At 61.8% G+C, this 17,873-nt stretch carries 20 protein-coding genes; 2 read left to right on the top strand and 18 right to left on the bottom strand.

Annotation, left to right across the window (positions count from 1 at the left end; genetic code table 11):
* Window positions 1-14: 14 nt before the first annotated feature.
* The 18 genes from JJT62_RS13890 to nifH all read right to left on the bottom strand — a co-directional run bounded on the left by JJT62_RS13890 (window position 15) and on the right by nifH (window position 16,476).
* Entirely contained in the window at window positions 15-1,109 is a 1,095-nt protein-coding gene (locus JJT62_RS13890) for an electron transfer flavoprotein subunit alpha/FixB family protein (RefSeq protein ID WP_202073376.1), read from the bottom strand.
* A gap of 72 nt (window positions 1,110-1,181) precedes the next feature.
* Window positions 1,182-2,033, bottom strand: coding sequence for an electron transfer flavoprotein subunit beta/FixA family protein (locus JJT62_RS13885; RefSeq protein WP_202073375.1), 852 nt, complete (start codon window positions 2,031-2,033; stop codon window positions 1,182-1,184).
* A 16-nt stretch (window positions 2,034-2,049) separates the two neighbouring features.
* Window positions 2,050-2,385: a nitrogenase stabilizing/protective protein NifW gene (gene nifW / locus JJT62_RS13880; RefSeq protein WP_202073374.1), complete on the bottom strand. Its 336-nt coding sequence runs from the start codon at window positions 2,383-2,385 to the stop codon at window positions 2,050-2,052.
* Complete coding sequence (gene cysE, locus JJT62_RS13875) at window positions 2,382-3,125, bottom strand: serine O-acetyltransferase (protein WP_202073373.1); 744 nt, start codon at window positions 3,123-3,125, stop codon at window positions 2,382-2,384. The genes nifW and cysE overlap by 4 nt, the downstream gene beginning before the upstream one ends.
* Window positions 3,122-4,261 (bottom strand): homocitrate synthase, encoded by a 1,140-nt coding sequence (gene nifV, locus JJT62_RS13870; protein WP_202073372.1) that lies wholly within the window; start codon window positions 4,259-4,261, stop codon window positions 3,122-3,124. The genes cysE and nifV overlap by 4 nt, the downstream gene beginning before the upstream one ends.
* Before the next feature lie 9 nt (window positions 4,262-4,270).
* A complete protein-coding gene (gene nifS / locus JJT62_RS13865) occupies window positions 4,271-5,473 on the bottom strand; it encodes a cysteine desulfurase NifS (RefSeq protein ID WP_202073371.1) in 1,203 nt (400 codons plus the stop codon).
* 11 nt (window positions 5,474-5,484) lie between these two features.
* Entirely contained in the window at window positions 5,485-6,480 is a 996-nt protein-coding gene (gene nifU, locus JJT62_RS13860) for a Fe-S cluster assembly protein NifU (protein WP_202073370.1), read from the bottom strand.
* 56 nt (window positions 6,481-6,536) lie between these two features.
* Entirely contained in the window at window positions 6,537-6,857 is a 321-nt protein-coding gene (locus JJT62_RS13855; protein WP_202073369.1) for an iron-sulfur cluster assembly accessory protein, read from the bottom strand.
* Between the two features lie 173 nt (window positions 6,858-7,030).
* On the bottom strand, window positions 7,031-7,690 hold the full coding sequence (locus tag JJT62_RS13850; RefSeq protein WP_202073368.1) for a nitrogen fixation protein NifQ: 660 nt from the start codon (window positions 7,688-7,690) through the stop codon (window positions 7,031-7,033).
* Between the two features lie 3 nt (window positions 7,691-7,693).
* Complete coding sequence (gene fdxB, locus JJT62_RS13845; protein ID WP_202073367.1) at window positions 7,694-8,011, bottom strand: ferredoxin III, nif-specific; 318 nt, start codon at window positions 8,009-8,011, stop codon at window positions 7,694-7,696.
* Window positions 8,012-8,212 carry a CCE_0567 family metalloprotein gene (locus tag JJT62_RS13840; RefSeq protein ID WP_202073366.1) on the bottom strand — a complete coding sequence of 67 codons (201 nt, stop codon included), beginning with the start codon at window positions 8,210-8,212 and terminating at the stop codon, window positions 8,012-8,014.
* 15 nt (window positions 8,213-8,227) lie between these two features.
* Window positions 8,228-8,698, bottom strand: coding sequence for a NifX-associated nitrogen fixation protein (locus JJT62_RS13835; protein WP_202073365.1), 471 nt, complete (start codon window positions 8,696-8,698; stop codon window positions 8,228-8,230).
* The gene (gene nifX / locus JJT62_RS13830) at window positions 8,691-9,101 is read right to left on the bottom strand and encodes a nitrogen fixation protein NifX (RefSeq protein ID WP_202073364.1); all 411 of its coding nucleotides are present in this window, start codon (window positions 9,099-9,101) and stop codon (window positions 8,691-8,693) included. The genes JJT62_RS13835 and nifX overlap by 8 nt, the downstream gene beginning before the upstream one ends.
* A 16-nt stretch (window positions 9,102-9,117) precedes the next feature.
* Window positions 9,118-10,509, bottom strand: a complete 1,392-nt coding sequence (nifN, locus tag JJT62_RS13825) for a nitrogenase iron-molybdenum cofactor biosynthesis protein NifN (protein ID WP_202073363.1) — start codon at window positions 10,507-10,509, stop codon at window positions 9,118-9,120.
* Window positions 10,510-10,517: 8 nt separating this feature from the next.
* Entirely contained in the window at window positions 10,518-12,185 is a 1,668-nt protein-coding gene (gene nifE / locus JJT62_RS13820; RefSeq protein WP_202073362.1) for a nitrogenase iron-molybdenum cofactor biosynthesis protein NifE, read from the bottom strand.
* Between the two features lie 248 nt (window positions 12,186-12,433).
* A complete protein-coding gene (nifK, locus tag JJT62_RS13815; RefSeq protein WP_202073361.1) occupies window positions 12,434-13,993 on the bottom strand; it encodes a nitrogenase molybdenum-iron protein subunit beta in 1,560 nt (519 codons plus the stop codon).
* Window positions 13,994-14,064: 71 nt separating this feature from the next.
* Complete coding sequence (nifD, locus tag JJT62_RS13810) at window positions 14,065-15,531, bottom strand: nitrogenase molybdenum-iron protein alpha chain (protein WP_202073360.1); 1,467 nt, start codon at window positions 15,529-15,531, stop codon at window positions 14,065-14,067.
* 63 nt (window positions 15,532-15,594) lie between these two features.
* Window positions 15,595-16,476: a nitrogenase iron protein gene (nifH, locus tag JJT62_RS13805; RefSeq protein ID WP_202073359.1), complete on the bottom strand. Its 882-nt coding sequence runs from the start codon at window positions 16,474-16,476 to the stop codon at window positions 15,595-15,597.
* 359 nt (window positions 16,477-16,835) lie between these two features.
* On the opposite strand from nifH, the gene JJT62_RS13800 reads away from it, so the two are divergent.
* Window positions 16,836-17,273: a response regulator gene (locus JJT62_RS13800; RefSeq protein WP_202073358.1), complete on the top strand. Its 438-nt coding sequence runs from the start codon at window positions 16,836-16,838 to the stop codon at window positions 17,271-17,273.
* A 17-nt stretch (window positions 17,274-17,290) separates the two neighbouring features.
* A complete protein-coding gene (locus JJT62_RS13795) occupies window positions 17,291-17,710 on the top strand; it encodes a group III truncated hemoglobin (protein ID WP_202073357.1) in 420 nt (139 codons plus the stop codon).
* Window positions 17,711-17,873: the final 163 nt, after the last annotated feature.

The following is a 17,873-nucleotide window of genomic DNA, read 5'->3' as shown; positions in this document are numbered from 1 at the left end:
TTTCGAAGTGTTCATTAGCCCGCGAGCCGATCACGCTGATGGGGCGACAGTCTTGCGCGGAAGGCTTCGGTGAGCGCCGGCAGCAGGCGGATGGCGTCGGTCGCGATGCCGATATGCGCGAAGTCGAAGATCGGCGCATTCTTGTCGGTGTTGATCGCGACGATGCAATCCGCGCCTTCGACGCCGACGCGATGCTGAATCGCGCCCGAGATGCCGGCGGCGATATAGAGCTTCGGCCGGATCGTCTTGCCGGTCTGACCAATCTGGCGCTCGGCCGGGACCCAGCCTTTCTGCACGACCGGACGCGAGCAGCCATATTCGGCGCCGAGCACGGAGGCGAGGTTCTTCACGAGCTGGAAGTTCTCGGCGCTCTGCAGGCCCATGCCGCCGGCGACGACCACATCCGCGAAGGCGAGATTGCTCTTGTTGGAGTCGCGATCGGGAATGAAGCGCAGCAGCTTGGTGATGATCGAGTCTTCGTCGAGCTCGGGCGTGAAGGGCACGATGCGGCCGACGCGATCGGCGACGCGCTCCGGCATCGGCATCACGCGCGGACGCACGGTCGCCATCTGCGGGCGATAATTCAGCGTGTAGATCGTGCAGAGCAGCGAGCCGCCGAAGGTCGGGCGCGTCGCGGCGAGCGAGCCATCGGCGTCGACCGCCAACTCGGTGCAGTCGGCGGTGAGGCCGGTGAGCAGCGTCGTCGCTACCGAACCCGCAAGGTCGCGGCCGAGATTCGTCGCGCCCAGCAGCAGGATTTCCGGCTTATAGGCGTTGACGAGCTGAGTCACCGCCTTGGCGTAAGACTCGTTGCGATAGTCCGTCAGCACCGGATGCTCGACGAGATAGGCGACATCCGCGCCGTAGCGGAAGGCCTCGGCCGCCGCTTCCTTGGTGCCCTCTCCGGGGCCGCCGAGCACGACGGCGCCGAGCTCGACGCCGAGTTTGTCGGCAAGCTTGCGGCCTTCGCCGAGAAGCTCCCAGGAGACGGGGTGAACGTCACCGCGCTCCTGTTCAACGCAGACCCAAACATGCTTGTAACCGCGGAAATGCTCCGGCAGCTCTTTTTTTGCGCTAGCGCGAGTGGCGGGCGGCGGCGTGGGGGACATCGTCAGCTCCTGTTTCGAATTTTCGAGCGCGCTTCGCGCAAAAAACCGGTTTCCACTTTTTCGCCACGCGCTCTAGAGTCCGGAAGCGAGTTTGGTCATGTCGGCTTCGAGCGCCGGATGGCGCCCGAAGATGGAGGCGATCAGCGCCTCGGCGGAATCGCCCGCCGTCTTGCCGGGCTCGACAAAAGCGGCCTTCTCTGATCGCGGCGCCGGCGCGAAGACCTTCTTCACGATGGTCGGCGAGCCCTTGAGACCGCATTTCGTGAGATCCTCGATCTCCGCGTCCTTGGCGCTCCAGGTGACGATCTCGGCGCGGGCGGCGCGCAGCGCGTCGTTGAAGGCGCCGCGGCGCACTTCATTGGAGCCCTCGATCATGGTGATGAGGCAGGGCATGGCGGTCTTGAGAACCTGCACGCCGCCCTCGGCGCGGCGCTCGACGACGACTTCGCCCTTCTCGGGATCGCAGTCGACGAGCTTGGAGATGTAAGTGAGCTGCAAAAGGTTCAGGCGCTTGGCGATGCCAGGACCGACCTGCGCCGTATCGCCGTCGATCGTCTGCTTGCCGGTGAAGACGATGTCCTGCTTGCCGAAGGTCTGCTCGATCTTGCGGATCGCCTGCGCGAGCGCATAGGTGGTGGCCAGCGTGTCGGAGCCCGCAAAAAAGCGGTCGGTGAGCAGCACGGCGCGGTCGGCGCCGATCGCCAAAGCCTTGCGCAGCGACTCCGAGGCCATGGGCGGGCCCATGGTCAACACGGTGACTTCGCCGCCGAATTTGTCGCGCAGGCGCAGCGCCTCTTCCAGCGAGAAGAGATCATAAGGATTGATGATCGTCGGCACGCCCTGCCGCATGATCGTGTTGGTCACGGGATGAACGCGGATTTGCGCGCTATCCGGAACCTGCTTGATGCAGACGAGGATTTTCATTTTGTCTTTTCCTGGCTCAGCTGCGGGCGACGGTCAGCGTGGTCAAGGGAACGAAGGGCTTCGCCGGTTCTTCTTTCGGCTTCACGGCGTCCTTGTGGACCTTGAAGACGCGCTCGGCGATGGGCGAAGAGGCCGCGAAATCCTCATAGGCTTTGGTGAGCGTCTCTTTGCAGGCGGCGCGCGTTTCTTCGTCGGGGACGCCGTCGAAGTCGTTCTTGGAGAGATATTCCGCCATGCGGCGCAGAATATGGAGGCGCGCGACGCGCACCACGGCCGGGTCGTAATCGACGCCGAGCGCTTCGAAGAAATCCTCGGCGGAGTGAAGCTTCCGCAATTCGTCGAACACGCTCATGGCGTCGTCTCCTTTTCAATGGTCTTCGAAAGGGTTTCGTTCTTGCGCGCCTGCAGATGCGCGAGGCGCGTTTCGAGGAAGTCGAGCCGGTCGATCAGCACCGAAATGGCGTCGCCGACCGGATCGGGAATGAGATGATGTTCGAGGTCGATGCGACCGTCCGGCCCCGAGCGGCGCCGCTCCACTTTCACGATGCGGCCGGGAATGCCGACGACCGTCATCTCTGGCGGAATGTCCTCTATGACGACCGAATTGGCGCCGATGCGGGAGCGCGCGCCGACGGTGATCGGGCCGAGGATTTTAGCGCCGGCGCCGACGAGCACGCCGCTTTCGATCGTCGGATGACGCTTGCCCGGCGCCCATGACGTGCCGCCGAGGGTGACGCCGTGATAGAGCGTGACGTCGTCGCCGATGACCGCCGTCTCGCCAATCACCACGCCCGCGCCGTGATCGATGAAGAGACGCTCGCCGATCGTCGCGCCGGGATGGATGTCGATATTAGTGATCAGCCGCGCGAACCAGGAGAGGAATCGCGCCGGGAATTTGACGCCGCGGCGCCAAAGGCTGTTGGCGATGCGATAAAACAGGATCGCATGAACGCCCGGATAGAGCAGGGCAACTTCGAGCGAATTGCGCGCCGCGGGATCTCTGCTCAGAACGCAGGAGACGTCGCCGCGCAATTTGACGAAAAGCGTCGGTGTTGTGGCGGTTGTCAGCGGAGCTGAGGCGGCGAGACTCATGGCGCGCCTCCGCATGCGCTCTTGAAGAGATTCTTCAACTCACGCTTCGTCATTGGCGCCGCCTTCTCGTTCGCGCGCTGGCGGATTTGTGCGAGAAGCGCATTCGCCAGATCGCGGTCGATGTCGAAACCCAGTTCCGCGCCCTTGCTTTTCAGCGCCGCGACGCCCGAGTGCTTGGCCAGCACGACAGTGTTGCGCCGGCCGAGCAGCGCAGGGTCGATCCCCTGATAGGTGCGCGCGTCTTTCAAGAGCGCGGCGACATGAATGCCCGACTCATGGGTAAAGACGTCGGCGCCGACGATCGCCTTCGAGCGGCCGATGCGCCGGCGCGCGGCGCGGGCAACGAGCTTCGCCAGCCCAGGGAGCTGATCGGCGGCGATATTGGTGCGGCCCCGCGCGACATGGCCGAGCGCGACAGCGATCTCTTCCAGAGCGGCGTTGCCGGCGCGTTCGCCAAGACCGAGCACGGTGACCGAGGCATGCGTGGCGCCGGCGCGGATGGCCGCGAGCGTATTGGCGGTCGCAAGGCCAACGTCGTCATGGCCGTGGAATTCGATCGGCAAATCGGTCTCCGCCCGGACATTGGAAATCGCCTCGAAGGCGGAGAACGGGTCAAGCAGGCCGAGCGTGTCGGCGAAGCGATAGCGCCAGGCGCCGGCTTGCTGTGCGGCGCGGAGAATGACGCCGATGTCGCGCGGATCGGCGCGGGACGAATCCTCGCCGCCGAGCGCCACAGTGAGACCCCGCTCACAAGCGTAAGAAACGACCGCGCGCACACGTTCGGCCACGGTTGCGACATCGACGCCGAGCTTGACGCCGATCTGCAGCCGCGACATGGGCGCGGAGATATTCACATGCGAGACGCCGGCCGACAAAGCCGCATCGACGTCACTCTTATTCAACCGGCACCAGGCCATCACGCGGCAGCGAAGACCTTCGGCCACAACGCCGCCGATGGCGTCGATTTCGTCGCGTCCCATGGCCGGCGTGCCGGCTTCGATTTCATCCACCCCCGCGGCTGCGAGCGCTTTCGCAATCGCAACCTTGTCGCGCGCCGTGAAGGCGACGCGCGGCGCCTGCTCGCCGTCGCGGAGCGTCGTGTCATTGATAAAAATGCGGGGGTGGTCGACGTTCACGGCTTCAACTCACGCATAGACGGGTTTGAAATCTTTGGGGTCCTTGTTCGCGCCGTCCCAGAAGGGCGAGAGCTCGCGCAGCTTTTCGAGGATCTTCGGCAGCGCCTCGATCACCTGATCGACATCCTCCGGCACATTGTCGCGCGAGAGCGAGAAGCGGATGGAGCCATGCGCCGCCGTGAACGGCACATTCATCGCCTTCATCACATGCGAAGGCTCCAGCGAACCCGAGGTGCAAGCCGAGCCCGACGAGGCGGCGATGCCCTGGCGGGTCAGATGCAGCAGGATCGCTTCGCCTTCAACATATTCGAAGGCGATATTGCTCGTGTTCGGCAGGCGTTCGCGCGGGTCGCCATTGACGAAGCAATTGGGAATGCGCTGCAGGATCGCCTTTTCGAGACGGTCGCGCAGCTCCTTCACGCGCGTCTGCTCGTCGACCATATGTTCAATGGCCAGTTCCGCCGCCTTGCCGAGGCCGATGATGCCGGGCGCATTCTCCGTGCCCGCGCGGCGCCCGCGCTCCTGATGGCCGCCGCGCAGCAGCGGTTTGAAGCGCGTGCCCCGCTTGACATAGAGCGCGCCAATGCCCTTGGGCGCGTGCAGCTTGTGGCCGGAAAGCGACAGCATGTCGATGGCGCTGCCTTTGAGGACGATCGGCACTTTGCCGACGGCCTGCACAGCGTCGGTATGAAACAGCGCGCCATGCTCCTTGGCCAGCTCCGCGAGCCCCTCCACCGGGAAGAGCGTTCCGGTCTCATTGTTCGCCCACATCAGCGTGACGAGAGCGACCTTGTCGGAAAGCGCGTTGCGATAGGCTTCGATGTCGAGCCGCCCGAGCGAGTCAACGCCGATATAATGAACCTTGGCGCGGCCGATCTTTTCCAGATGCTGGCAGAGCGCGAGAACGGCCGGGTGCTCCACCGCGCTGGTGACGATCTCGTCACGGCCGGGCATGGCCTCCAGCGCCGACAAAATGGCGGTATTGTCGGCTTCCGTGCCGCTCGCCGTATAGATGATCTCGTGATCATGCTCCGCGCCGAGCAATTGCTGCAATTGCTGGCGCGCCTTCTTCACAGACACGCCGACGCTCGCGCCGAAAGAGTGGATCGACGACGGATTGCCGAACTGCTCCGTGAAGAAGGGGAGCATGGCGTCGACGACCACCGGATCGACCCGCGTCGTCGCATTATTGTCGAGATAGACTGGACGCATGGTCTTCCCCCTCAATGAGTGTTGTTCTTCACGGGAATGATGCGGATCGGCATGCCGAGCTTGGCGATCAGGCGTTCCTGAATGCCGGAGATGGTGACGCTCGCCATCTGGCAGCCCATGCAGGCGCCCTTGAGATTGACCATCACATTATTGCCGTCGACGTCGATCAGCTCGCAGTCGCCGCCGTCCTTTTTGAGATACGGCCGAAGCTCCTCGATCGCCTCTTCGATCAGCCGGATCTTCTTGAGGTTGGTCATGCCGGCGGAAGGCGGCGGCAGGGGAGAAGAGGGCGCGATCGGAGACGTCGCTTGAGCGGCGACTTCCCGCACGGGGGCCTTTTCTGCTTCCTTTTTCGCCTTCGCTTTAGCCTTGAGTTCGGCGGCGTCGGAGCCGCCGATGCGATAGGCCGCATGTTCGGCAAGAAGACCCTCCGCGACGAGTTCGCCATTCACCTTGGCGAGAAGCTCTTCGAGCTTGTCGAAGCAGGTGAGGCAGCCGCCGCCGGCCTTGGTGTAATCCGTGACCTGCTCGATCGAGGTCAGCTTGTTCATGCGGATGGCGCGTTCGATGACGCCTTCGTCGACGCCGAAGCATTTGCAGACGAGGGCGCCTTCCTCATGGTCGTCGTGCCATTCCTCGCCGCGGAAATTGGCGATGGCCGCCTGCAGCGCCTCATAGCCCATCACCGAGCAATGCATCTTTTCCGGCGGCAGGCCGCCCAAAAAATCCGCAATGTCCTGGTTGGTGATGGAGACGGCCTCTTCCAGAGTCTTGCCGATGACGAGCTCGGTAAGCGCAGAGGAGGAGGCGATGGCGGAACCACATCCGAAGGTCTGGAACTTCGCGTCCTGAATGATTTCCGTTTCCGGGTCCACTTTCAGCATCAGCTTCAGCGCGTCGCCGCAAGAGATTGCGCCGACTTCGCCGACAGCATTGGCCTCGCCCAGAACGCCGGCGTTCTTCGGATTGAAGAAGTAATCCTTGACCTTGTCAGAATAATCCCACATCGCCAGCCTCCTGGGCGCTTCCCGCGTCGCGTCTGAACCGTCGAGATGTCGTGGGTTCAGCCGAACGACTTGCCGCAGGAGCAGCTCGATTTGGCTTGCGGATTGTCGAAGGTGAAACCAGAGCCTTCGAGGCCGATGACGAAGTCGATCTTGGTGCCGTCGAGATAGACGAGCGAACCTTCCTCGACATAGACCTTCACGCCGTCATTCTCGAAGATATGGTCGTTGGGGTCCGCTTCATTGACGAGACCCATTGAGTATTTCAGGCCCGCACAGCCGCCGGCCTCCACCATGATACGCAGGCCTTCAACTTCCTGGCCGGCGCCGGCAATAGCCGACCTTACCGCCGTCACCGCGCTATCCGTCAGCTCGATCATCGCGACAGCTCCCTCGTTAAGATTGTCTGACAAGGGAAAAGCAACCGATGTGCCAGCGCGGAATCTTATGGAAATCCAAAGGGTCTTTATGACCTTGCTTGTCTGTAATGCAGACATTGTCAGAGAACTGACAAAGCTGTTTCAGGCGCTCGGCGGAATGCGTCGGGGGAGGATCAGCGCTGTGACAGACGCGCGAGCACGCTCGCGCCATCTTCCGCGCCGAAACAATTGTCGAAATCGCCGCATTCGCGGCAGGTTGGCGCCGCGCAGAGCGAAAAGCCCTCGAGCTCACAAAGCTTGCGGTAGAAAAATTTCTTCCATTTCATATTGTCGACATTGGCCGCCGCAAGCGCCGGAAACCACTGCGCCATCAGCTTGGTGAGCTCGCTGCGCTCGATCAGGCCGAGATCTTGCCAAAGGTGGCGCGGCGACATGGCGCGACGCGCGACGATCGAGATCATCCAGGCGCAGAGCGGCGTGGTGTCCGATTTGAAGCGGGCGAGCAGCTCGTGAAGCTGTGTCTCTTCCTCGTCGAGATCGAGTTTTTCCGGTTCGGCTTGAAGGTCGAAAAATTGCCGCGCGCCCGGAGCCCATTGCGTTGTCAAAGCTTCGAGGCTGGCGCGGTCGAGCCCGAGACCGGAAGAGAGCGTATCTCCACGTTCCAGCGCCTCGGAAAGGCCGATGGTCAGCGCGCAGCCGAGGACATGCGCGGTAAAAGGATCGGCTGCGGCAAGATTGGTGGCGTCTGCGCGGATGGCGCAGTAAATCTGCTCGGCCGTTGGTAAAGGGCGCGCGCCCGCCATTTGTCGATGGGGGGGCGCGAGCATATTCATCGGTCAGGCCGCGATCTCTTCCGCGGGCAAATGGGTCTGGCAGTTTTTCGGACAGACCCTCGAGCAGGCGTTGCAGCCGATGCAGGCGCCGGCGTGCTCCACCTTCATGATCTTGCGGTTGAGATCGCCGTCGAAATCATCGTCGTCGTCCTCGGTGACAATGCCGAGGATTTCACCCTCGTCATTGACGCCGTAAAGCGCCATCACGCTTTGCGGGCAGACCTTGAAGCAACGTCCGCAGCCGATGCAGGTCTCGGCGTTGATGTCGGTGAGATAGAGCGGCGTATAAGGCGAGCCGTCTCGCGTCTTGAACTCGCTCATTTAGGCAGCCTCGAGTTCCTTGAGTTTTTTGCGCGCCGCCTCCAACGCCGCATAGGCGTCATGAGTCTCCTGCGCAATCGACATGATGGTAGTCCAATTGACCGGCAGCTCCTCCGAGAGGTCGTGCAGGTTCATTTTCATGTTCATCGCTTTGGCCGAGAGCTTTTTGATCTCCGCCTTCAATTCATCGACGCTGCTCATTCTCCGCGCCTCCGATCAGAACTTGGCCACTTCGGGGAATTTCTCGATCATCTCGACGCCGGCGTCGACGAACTTCTCGCCTTCCGACGCAAGCTTCTCGAACGACTCGAAGCCGAAACGATGCACGTCGCGCAACTGCTTGTTCACGACGATGAGACGGCCGGTGGTCAGGATCATGCGGCCGAAGCCCTCATGGCTCATCTTCATCATCGGCTGCACCATGCAGCCCGTGCGGCGCTCGATGGCGAGGCCGACAGCGTTGTAAAACAGCTCGAGACGCCAGAGCATCTCAGGGTCCGGATCGCCGATGATCGGGATTTCCTTGCGCTGCTCCTTGGTGACGATATAGGGATCGAGGAGGCTGAGGTCGGTCTTCTTCTCCCAGGTTCCATGCGTGTCCTGCGCGCGCCAGACCTTGATCAGCTCCTTGAGGAAGATGCTGTCCTCGGGCTTCGATGCGGCTTCTACGGCGGCGGCTTCAGACATTTTCGGTCTCCTCCTCGAAATCGAAGTTGCGGTCGCCGCTCTTCGACAAAACCTTACGCAGCCATGGGGGCGGATTTCCGCGCAGCACGACCTGGAGCTTCTCGATCAGATCGGTGATCTTTTCGGGCTCTTTGACCTTCATCGGGTGAATGTTCGATGCAACGACGCGCGCGGCGCCCGAGCCGCCGATCGCGGCCACATAGAGGATCGCGCAATCCTTGATCGCTTCGAGCTTCGGCTGCAGCTTATCCTCGTTGCCGTCTTCCTGAAGGTCGCCGGAAAAAGCGACGGCCTCGACGAAAGTGTAGGAGTCGGGCGAGAGATCGTAGATCGCGATGTTCTTGGCCCAGCCGAAATGGGCGTCGACCCTTTCGAGGTCTTGGGTGGCGAATGCGACTTTCATGACGCCTCCTATGTCGTCAGTGAGCGCTGATCGGCGCGATGTCATTCTCCGACGCAAGCGTCGTGCCGTCGTGTTCCGCGCTTTCCCCGCGCCACGTCTCGGTGGTGGGCTCCGGAACCTGGTCGATGAACAAATTGCCGAGCTTGAAGATGAGATCGCGCGTGCCGCGGTATCCGACAGACAGCTCATGCGCCGCGCCGATGCGATCGAACATCGGCAGGCCCATGCGATAGAGCGGCACGCCGCTGCGTTCGGAGGCTTGGCGCCCGTGGGAATGGGTGATCATCAGATCGCAGCCGGCAAGGCGGTTCTCCAAATCCTCGAGGTCGCCGATCAGCACCTCTTCGGTCATGATCTTTTCGAGCACCGGCGAGTGTGTCGTGGTCACGGCCGCCGTCACTTCCGCGCCCATTTCCGTCAGCCATTGGCTGATCGCGAACAAAAGATCGGGCTCGGCGCCGATGGCGATGCGCTTTCCGCCGAAGTGAAAGTGCCCGTCCAGCATGGCGTCGACAAGCTGACCCCTTTGGCGCCTGAATTTGATCGGAACCGGACGACCGCTGATCCGTGACAGCAGGCCGATGAGTTCGTCATTGGGCGCGAGGCCAGTGAGCCGCTCGAACAGCTCGTAGCGCACGCCGGCGCGCTTTTGCAGCAATTCCGCAGCGGCGCGCATCTGCTCGCCGACGGCGATCGTCCAGGCCGCGCTGCCCATGGCGGCGATGTCTTCCTTGGTGACGCCGCCCAGCGTCGTCGGCGTGAAGTCGTCGGGAATATGCCCGTCGAGCGAGCCGGAGAGATCCGGCAGGAAGGTCGGCTCCAATCCAAAGGCTTCGATGATGTCGCGCAGCTCGTCGATGTCGCCGGGCGTGAGATGGCAGCCGGCAAGCACATTCACGCGCTGCGGCGCACGCCGCGAGGGGATTTCGTCGGGCACAAAGGTTTCGATCAGCTTGGTGACGGTCTTGCCGAACCCGTCCTGGAACGCATCCTTGAAATCGGGGGTCGAGACATAGACCATGCCGATGTCGTCGAGTTCCGGGTGGCGCTTGCGCACCAACTGCAGATAGCCGTCGACATCGTCGCCCTTGGTTTCCGTCACGCCGGTCGAGCAAATGCCGATGACCTGCGGCTTGGCGCGTTTCACGATGTTGAGGATCGCCTGCTCGATGTTTTCGAGGCCGCCCAAAACCGTCGCGACTTCATTCATCGCCGTGGTTTGCAGCGGGATGGCTTCCTTGAAGTGCCGAACGAAGAGCACGAGACCGAAGGAGGTGCAGCCCTGCGAGCCATGCAGCACCGGCATGCAGCCTGAGACGCCCATGAAGGCGAGGGCGCCGCCGATCGGCTGGCTCATTTTCAGCGGATTTACCGCGCAGGATTTCTTGGAGACGGTGACGCGCGCCATATCGAGCCTCAAGCCGCTTGCGGCGCGGCGACCGCGCTCGCGTTGGACGCCGCCTCGAGCAAGGCGGCGATGCGTTCCTGACAACCACCGCAGCCCGTGCCTGCGGCCGTCGCTTTTCCGACAGCGGCGACGTCATTGGCGCCGTCGCGGATCGCGTCTTCGATCGCGCCAACCGAGATGAGATTGCAGGAGCAAACCTGCTTGTCGCGCCGCGCCGCTTCGGCAGCTACCGGATCGGCGGCAAGGGCGGCTGCCTCAGCAGCGATCGCTTCGTCGGCGCGCTGTTCCCAGCTCTTTTCTTCCCAAGGCGCCGGACGACGCACCTGCTCCCACACCGGGTTGTAAAGCGCCTTGTCGATCTCATGGACGAGCTCGACCATGCCCTCGTAACCGGCATAGGCGTGATGGCGCTCCTGGTTGATGTCCAGCCAGGGCATTTTCGCCTTCAGCGCAATGAACTGTGAGCGGCCGCCGGAGAGCATGATTTCGGCGCGCGCTTCGCGAAGCATTTTGTACATCTCGCGCGGAGTCATGTCGTCGATCATATGGGCGTCCTGGCCCATCAGCTCCTTGATGCGCTCCTTGTCTTCCTTCGTCGATTTCTTGACGCTTGTGCCGACGAGTTCGAGACCGGCCTCCTGCAACGCCGCGACAACCGACCAGCTTTTCACGCCGCCGGTGATGAGCAGCACGCGCTTGCCCTCAAGGCGTTTGCGATAAGGCGCGATGCGCGCCCAGGCCTTCGCCTCTTCTCGGGCGATGACCGCTTCCGTGCGATCCATCAGCTCCGCGGGCGCGCCGCGCTCAATCAGCAGCCGCGCGATCTCGCGCAAGCTGTCGCTCATATCGCCGATGCCGTAGAAGGAGCCCTCGAAGAAGGGGATGTCGTAGCGCTCCTCCATCTTGCGCGCGACATTGATCATCGCCTTGGAGCAGACCATCATCGCCGCGCGGGCGCGGTGCGACGAAGCGACCTCATGATATTTCGCGTCGCCCGAGATGCAGGCGAGAATTCGGATGCCCAGCTCGTCGAGCAGCGGCTTCACCTGCCACAATTCGCCGGCGAGATTATATTCGCCGATGATGTTGATGTCGTAGGGGGTGGTGTATTCGGGCTCTTGCGTGCCGATCACATGGTCGAGGATTGCCTCGCCCGCGAGCTTATTGCCCAAATTTTTCGGGCCGACGAAACCGGGCGAGATCACCGGGATCACCGGCTTGTTGAACTTCGCCGCAGCCGCCTTGCACACCGCTTCGATGTCGTCGCCGGTCATCGCCGGCACGCAGGTCTGATAGACGAAGACCGCCGGAGGATCATATTTGTCGATGATTTCCTTGATCGACCGATAGAGCCGTTTCTCGCCGCCGAACACGACATCGTTCTCGGCGATGTCGGTCGTGAAGCCGGTGCGATAGAGCGAGGAGCCGGACGTCTTGGCCCCGCGATTGTCCCAGCTATTGCCTTCGCAGGCGATCGGGCCATGCACGAGATGGGCGACGTCGGTAATGGGTTGCAGGGCGATCTTCGCGCCATCGAAGGCGCAACCGCCGGCGGCGGCTCCGGGCGCGAGCTGCTTGGTGCAGCCCTTTTTGCGTTCTTTTTCGGATTTGCCTTGGTTTTTATCGCAGCCCGGCTCGTTGAAGACGTCCTGGATTTTTTCCGACAGACTCGCCATTCAAATGCCTCCTGCTGACTGCGTCGCGCGTTCGTCGCGCCTTGATGCCGTTCCGCTCGAGCGCTTCAGGGTGGGTTGCTCATCCCCGAGGCGCTGAATGATCGTTCGGGAATCCAGAGCCAAAATCGCGCCAGCTTTGCTCTGGATGCCGGATCGCTCGTTCCGAGCGCGGGAGTGACAGCAAACTAACTGAACTTACGCTTAGAGAAGCATTCGCCGGGCCAATTGGCCCGGCGAAATTGTCTTGCTTAGCGAATGATGTCGAAGGAGTAGTCCGACTTCGCCACGACATTGGTGTTGCGGTCGATGTCCTCGAAGATCGCGTCGAGGATCCACACCAGGACGTTCATCGAGCCCTGATAGCCCCACACCGGATAACGGTGCTTGTGGTGGCGATCGAAGATCGGGAAGCCGATGCGGATGAGCGGCGTGCCCGTATCGCGGTCGAGATACTTGCCGTAAGTGTTGCCGATGAGGAAGTCGACCGGCTCCGTGAAGAGCAGCGAGCGCATGTGCCACAGATCCTTGTTCGGATACACGTGGCAGTTCTTGCCGAAGGGCGACGAGTCGAACAGCGCCTGCACCTTCTCCGCCCAGGCCTTGCCGCCATTGGTGGCGAGGACGTGAACCGGCTCGCCGCCGAGCTCCAGCAGGAAGGCCGCGAGGCCGTAGCACAGGTCCGGATCGCCGTAGATCGCAAACTTCTTGCCGTGGATGTGGGCGGAAGAGTCGGCGATGGCGTCGACGAGACGGCCACGCTCCTTGGTCAGCTCCGCGGAGATCGGCTTGCCCGTGATGCGGGAGATCTCCATGAGGAACTTGTCGGTCGCGGCGACGCCGACCGGATGGTTCAGAGCGACGACTTCCTGGCCCTTGGTGGCGATATAGGGCAGGGTCTTTTCGGTGCAGAACTCCTGCATCGAGATGGTCGCCTTGGCGTGCAGCGCGTTGGCGACGTCCTCGAGCTTGGTGCCGCCGTCATACATGCGGAATTCGCCGTCGGTCGGCGTGTCCCACACGTCGCTGTTGTCGCCGAGCAGCGTATATTCGACGCCCATGGACTCGAAGATGCGCTTCACTTCGCGCATATTGCCGACCGTGTAGCCGTCGAAGCCGCCGAGGAAGTTGATGCTGTTGTTCGGCTTGCGCTCCAGAGCCGGGGCCGTGCCAGCCTTGCCGTCCCAGAAATGCTCCAGCACGCCCTTGATGACATTGTCGTAGCCGGTGATGTGGCTGCCGACGAAAGCCGGGGTATGCGCGAAGGGGACGTCGAACTCCTGCGGAACCGAGCCCTTTTCCTTCGAGGTCTTGATGAAGGCGTTGAGGTCGTCGCCGATGACTTCCGCCATGCAGGTGGTGGAGACGGAGATCATCTTCGGCTTATACATATTGTAGGCGTTCGCCAGGCCGTCGATCATATTGTTGAGGCCGCCGAACACCGCCGCGTCTTCCGTCATGGAGGAGGAGACGCAGGAGGTCGGCTCCTTGAAGTGACGCGAGAAGTGCGAACGATAGTAAGCGACGCAGCCCTGCGAGCCATGGACGAAGGGCAGGGTGCTTTCGAAGCCGACGGCCGCGAAGACGGCGCCGAGCGGCTGGCAGGCCTTGGCCGGATTGACGGTCAGCGCTTCGCGGGCGAAGTTCTTTTCCTTATATTCTTCGGTCTTGGTCCACTCGCGAACGCGCTCGAGCTCGGCGTCCGCCACGGGGTTTTCGAAGTTCTTCTTCTTGTTCTCGAACATCTCCTTGTATTCCGGCTGGCGGAACAAATTAAAGTGGTCGAGAACGTTGTCAGCATTCTGTGGCATTCGGAGTTCCTCTCGTTTCCGCTAGCCGGTCTCGCCCCCAGGGGAGAGGCGAGACCTTTTTGTTACGGAGATCAGGCGGCCCAGGGAGCCTTGGCCATCTTCCAGACCGGCGAGTTGATCGCCATGTCCATGTCGCGCGCGAAGATCGCGAAGCCGTCGTAGCCGTGGTAGGGGCCCGAGTAGTCCCAGCTATGCATCTGACGGAAGGGCACGCCCATCTTCTGGAAGACGTACTTCTCCTTGATGCCCGAGCCGACGAGATCCGGCTGGATCTTCTCGACGAACTTCTCGAACTCGAAGCCCGTGACGTCGTCGTAGATCAGCGTGCCGTCCTTCACATAGTGGGACGTGCGCTGATAGTCGTCGTTGTGGCCGAACTCATAGCCCGTGCCCACGACTTCCATGCCGAGGTCTTCGTAAGCGCCGATGACGTGGCGCGGACGCAGGCCGCCGACGAACAGCATGACCTTCTTGCCTTCGAGGCGCGGACGATACTTCGCGATGACGGCGTCCATCAGCGGACGATATTTCGCGATGACGCGCTCGGCGCCTTCCTTGATCTTGTCGTCGAAGTGCGACGCGATCTTGCGCAGCGACTCTTCGATCTTGGAGGGGCCAAAGAAGTTGTACTCGCACCACGGAATACCGTATTTCTCTTCCATGTGGCGGGAGATGTAGTTCATCGAACGGTAGCAGTGCAGAACATTCAGCTTCGCCTTCGGCGTCGCTTCGAGCTCCGCGATGGTGCCGTCGCCGGACCACTGCGCAACGACGCGCAGGCCCATTTCTTCGAGCAGAATGCGCGAAGACCAGGCGTCGCCGCCGATGTTGTAGTCGCCGATGATCGCGACGTCATAAGGCGTAGCCTCGAAGCGGGCGGGCTTGCCGTCCATCTTGTCGAACACCCAATCGCGAACCGCGTCGTTGGCGATATGGTGGCCGAGCGACTGCGACACGCCGCGGAAACCTTCGCAGCGGACCGGGACGATCGTCTTGCCTTCATATTCCTTCGACTTGGCCTTGGAGACGGCTTCGATATCGTCGCCGATGAGGCCGATCGGGCATTCGGACTGAACGGTGATGCCCTTGTTCAGCGGGAAGAGGACCTGAATTTCGTCCATGATCTGGGCGAGCTTCTTGTCGCCGCCGAACACGATGTCCTTCTCCTGGAAGTCGGAGGTGAACTGCATCGTGCCGAAAGTGTCGATGCCGGTCGTGCCGATGTAATAATTGCGGCGCGACGCCCAGGAATATTGGCCGCAGCCGACCGGGCCGTGCGAAATGTGGATCATGTCCTTGATCGGACCCCACACAACGCCCTTCGAACCGGCGTAGGCGCAGCCACGAATGGTCATGACGCCCGGAATGGATTTGATGTTCGACTTGACGCCGCAATCCGGCTTACCGTCTTCGAACGTGCCGAGGTGCTTGGCGCGACGCTTGGCGGTCTTTTCCGGATAAACCTTCAGGACTTCCTGAATGAGTTCCTTATTGCGGGCCTTGATGTCTTCGATGGATTCAGCTTGCGCCACACTCATGACGGAGGCCTTTCTAGAGGATGGTAGGCCCGGCTCTCGAAAGAGCCGGGCAGTTGGCGAAATTTAGGCGACCGACAGTTCCGCGGCGGTCTTGCCGACCTGGGACTCGTCGACGGCCTTCATGATGCCGTGCTCCATGAGCAGATCCTCGAGCTCGTCCATGGTGATGGGCGTCGGGATCGTGCCGTTGCCCGCATTGCCGTCCACGCGCTGGGCGAGGTTGCGGTAATGGGCGGCCTGCTGGGACTCGGGCGCATACTCGATGACCGTCATGCGGCGCAGCTCGGCGTGCTGAACGATATTGTCGCGCGGCACGAAGTAGATGAGCTTGGAGCCGAGCTTCTTGGCGAGGGACTCGGCAAGCTCGAGCTCCTTGTCCGTCTGACGCTCGTTGCAGACCAGCCCGCCCAGGCGCACGCCGCCGGAGTTGGCGTACTTCAGAATGCCCTTGGAGATGTTGTTGGCCGCATACATGGCCATCATCTCGCCGGACATGACGATGTAAATTTCCTGCGCCTTGTTCTCACGGATCGGCATCGCGAAGCCGCCGCACACGACGTCGCCGAGCACGTCATAGGAGACGTAGTCGACGCCTTCGTAAGCGCCGTTCTCTTCGAGGAAGTTGATCGAGGTGATAACGCCGCGACCCGCGCAGCCAACGCCCGGCTCCGGACCGCCGGACTCGACGCAGCGGATGTCCTGGTAGCCGACCTTCATCACGTCTTCGAGCTCGAGGTCCTCGACCGAACCGGCCTCAGCGGCGAGCGACAGGATGGTGTCCTGCGCCTTGGCGTGAAGGATCAGACGGGTCGAGTCGGCCTTGGGGTCGCAGCCAACGATGAGGATCTTCTTGCCCATCTCGGCGAGCGCCGCGAGGGTGTTCTGAGAGGTGGTCGACTTACCGATGCCACCCTTTCCGTAGAAAGCGATCTGTCGAAGCGACATTGCATTCTCCTTGTTTGGACCTAACATCATGATCGGCGCGCGCCACACGCATGCCGAAGTTCACTCACTCTGCGACGAGGCGCGGGCGACCGGCGTTTCCCAATTGACTATTTGAACCGGCAGCCAAAAGCCTTGCGTGGGGTATTGCGCAAAGGGCGTGCCAGCTCGGTAACAAATGCTTAAGATATTGGATTTGCTTGAGTTAGGGTCGGCTCGGGAGGCGCTCGGGCACGTGTGTCAAAGCCGACAGTGATGTTCGCAAGCGAACTGACAAACGCCAAAGCTCAGCTTCCCACAAGCGCCTCGGCATGTCGCTTGCTTGAAAAACGGGCAATCGCAACGTGAACGAGGTAAGGGAAATGCAGATCGGCGTGGAAATGTCGAAGGCGCTGGAGAACAAGCGGGTGTTCATTGTCGACGACAATGAGATCTTTCGCGCGGCGCTTCAGTTCATGTTGCACGACGAATTCGAGGCGCATGAAGTGGCGAGCACGGCGATCGCTTTCGAAAAGGGTAAGACGCAGCCGCCGGATCTCATTCTTCTCGCGGAAACTCTGCCGCAGGCAGAGGGATTGGCGCTTCTGGGCAAATTTCGGCAGGAGCAGCCTCAGGCGAAAATTCTGATCGTGGTCGAGCCGAATAACAATGCCTTCGGCAAGGAATGCGTTGCGGCCGGCGCTCATGGCTTTATCGCCAAGCCTCTGAAGGTGGAATTCGTTCGTCAGAAGGTGGACGCGATGCTTGGCCGCGGCACGGGCGGCGTGACAATTCCGCTGACCGTGCTCAATGTGCGCTGAGCGACGAGGAGGCGACAATGGAAACGGCGGTTGAGGAGGCCAAAGCGGACAATGCCAGCGCAGAAGCGGCCATTCGCGCCTGCGTCACGCGCTTCTACGAGAAAGGCGGCGCCGATCCCTTGCTTGGTCCCGTCTTCGAAAAGACGATCGCCGAGCTGGAGCCGCATCTGGAGATCGTTTCGAATTTCTGGTCGCATGCGCTTCTGGGAACGACGCGCTATCAGGGCACGCCCTTCGGCGTTCATGTGAAGCTGCCGATCGAAGTCGAACATTTTCCCCGCTGGTTGTCGCTTTTCACCGAGGCTGCGAAAGAGACGATGCCCGAGGAGCTGGCCTCGGCCGCAATCGCTCGGGCGGAACATATGACGCAATGTTTCCAGTCGGGGTTGTTTCCATTCAAGGACGCGGAGGGGAACCCGTCGAAGGAACCGGTGTAAGCAACTCCGTCATTGCGAGCGGAGCGAAGCAATCCAGGGCAGCTACGGCGGCCCTGGATTGCTTCGTCGCTTCGCTCCTCGCAATGACGGCTCTGAGTTTGTCCGCGCCGTGCCGGGTTGAGGTCCAGCGCTACCTCGTCATTGCGAGCGAAGCGAAGCAATC

It is taken from the genome of Methylocystis sp. Sn-Cys (assembly GCF_016745395.1).
GTDB lineage: Bacteria > Pseudomonadota > Alphaproteobacteria > Rhizobiales > Beijerinckiaceae > Methylocystis > Methylocystis iwaonis.
Note: the sequence above shows the minus strand (reverse complement) of the source record. Positions and strands in the feature narration are given on the sequence as shown.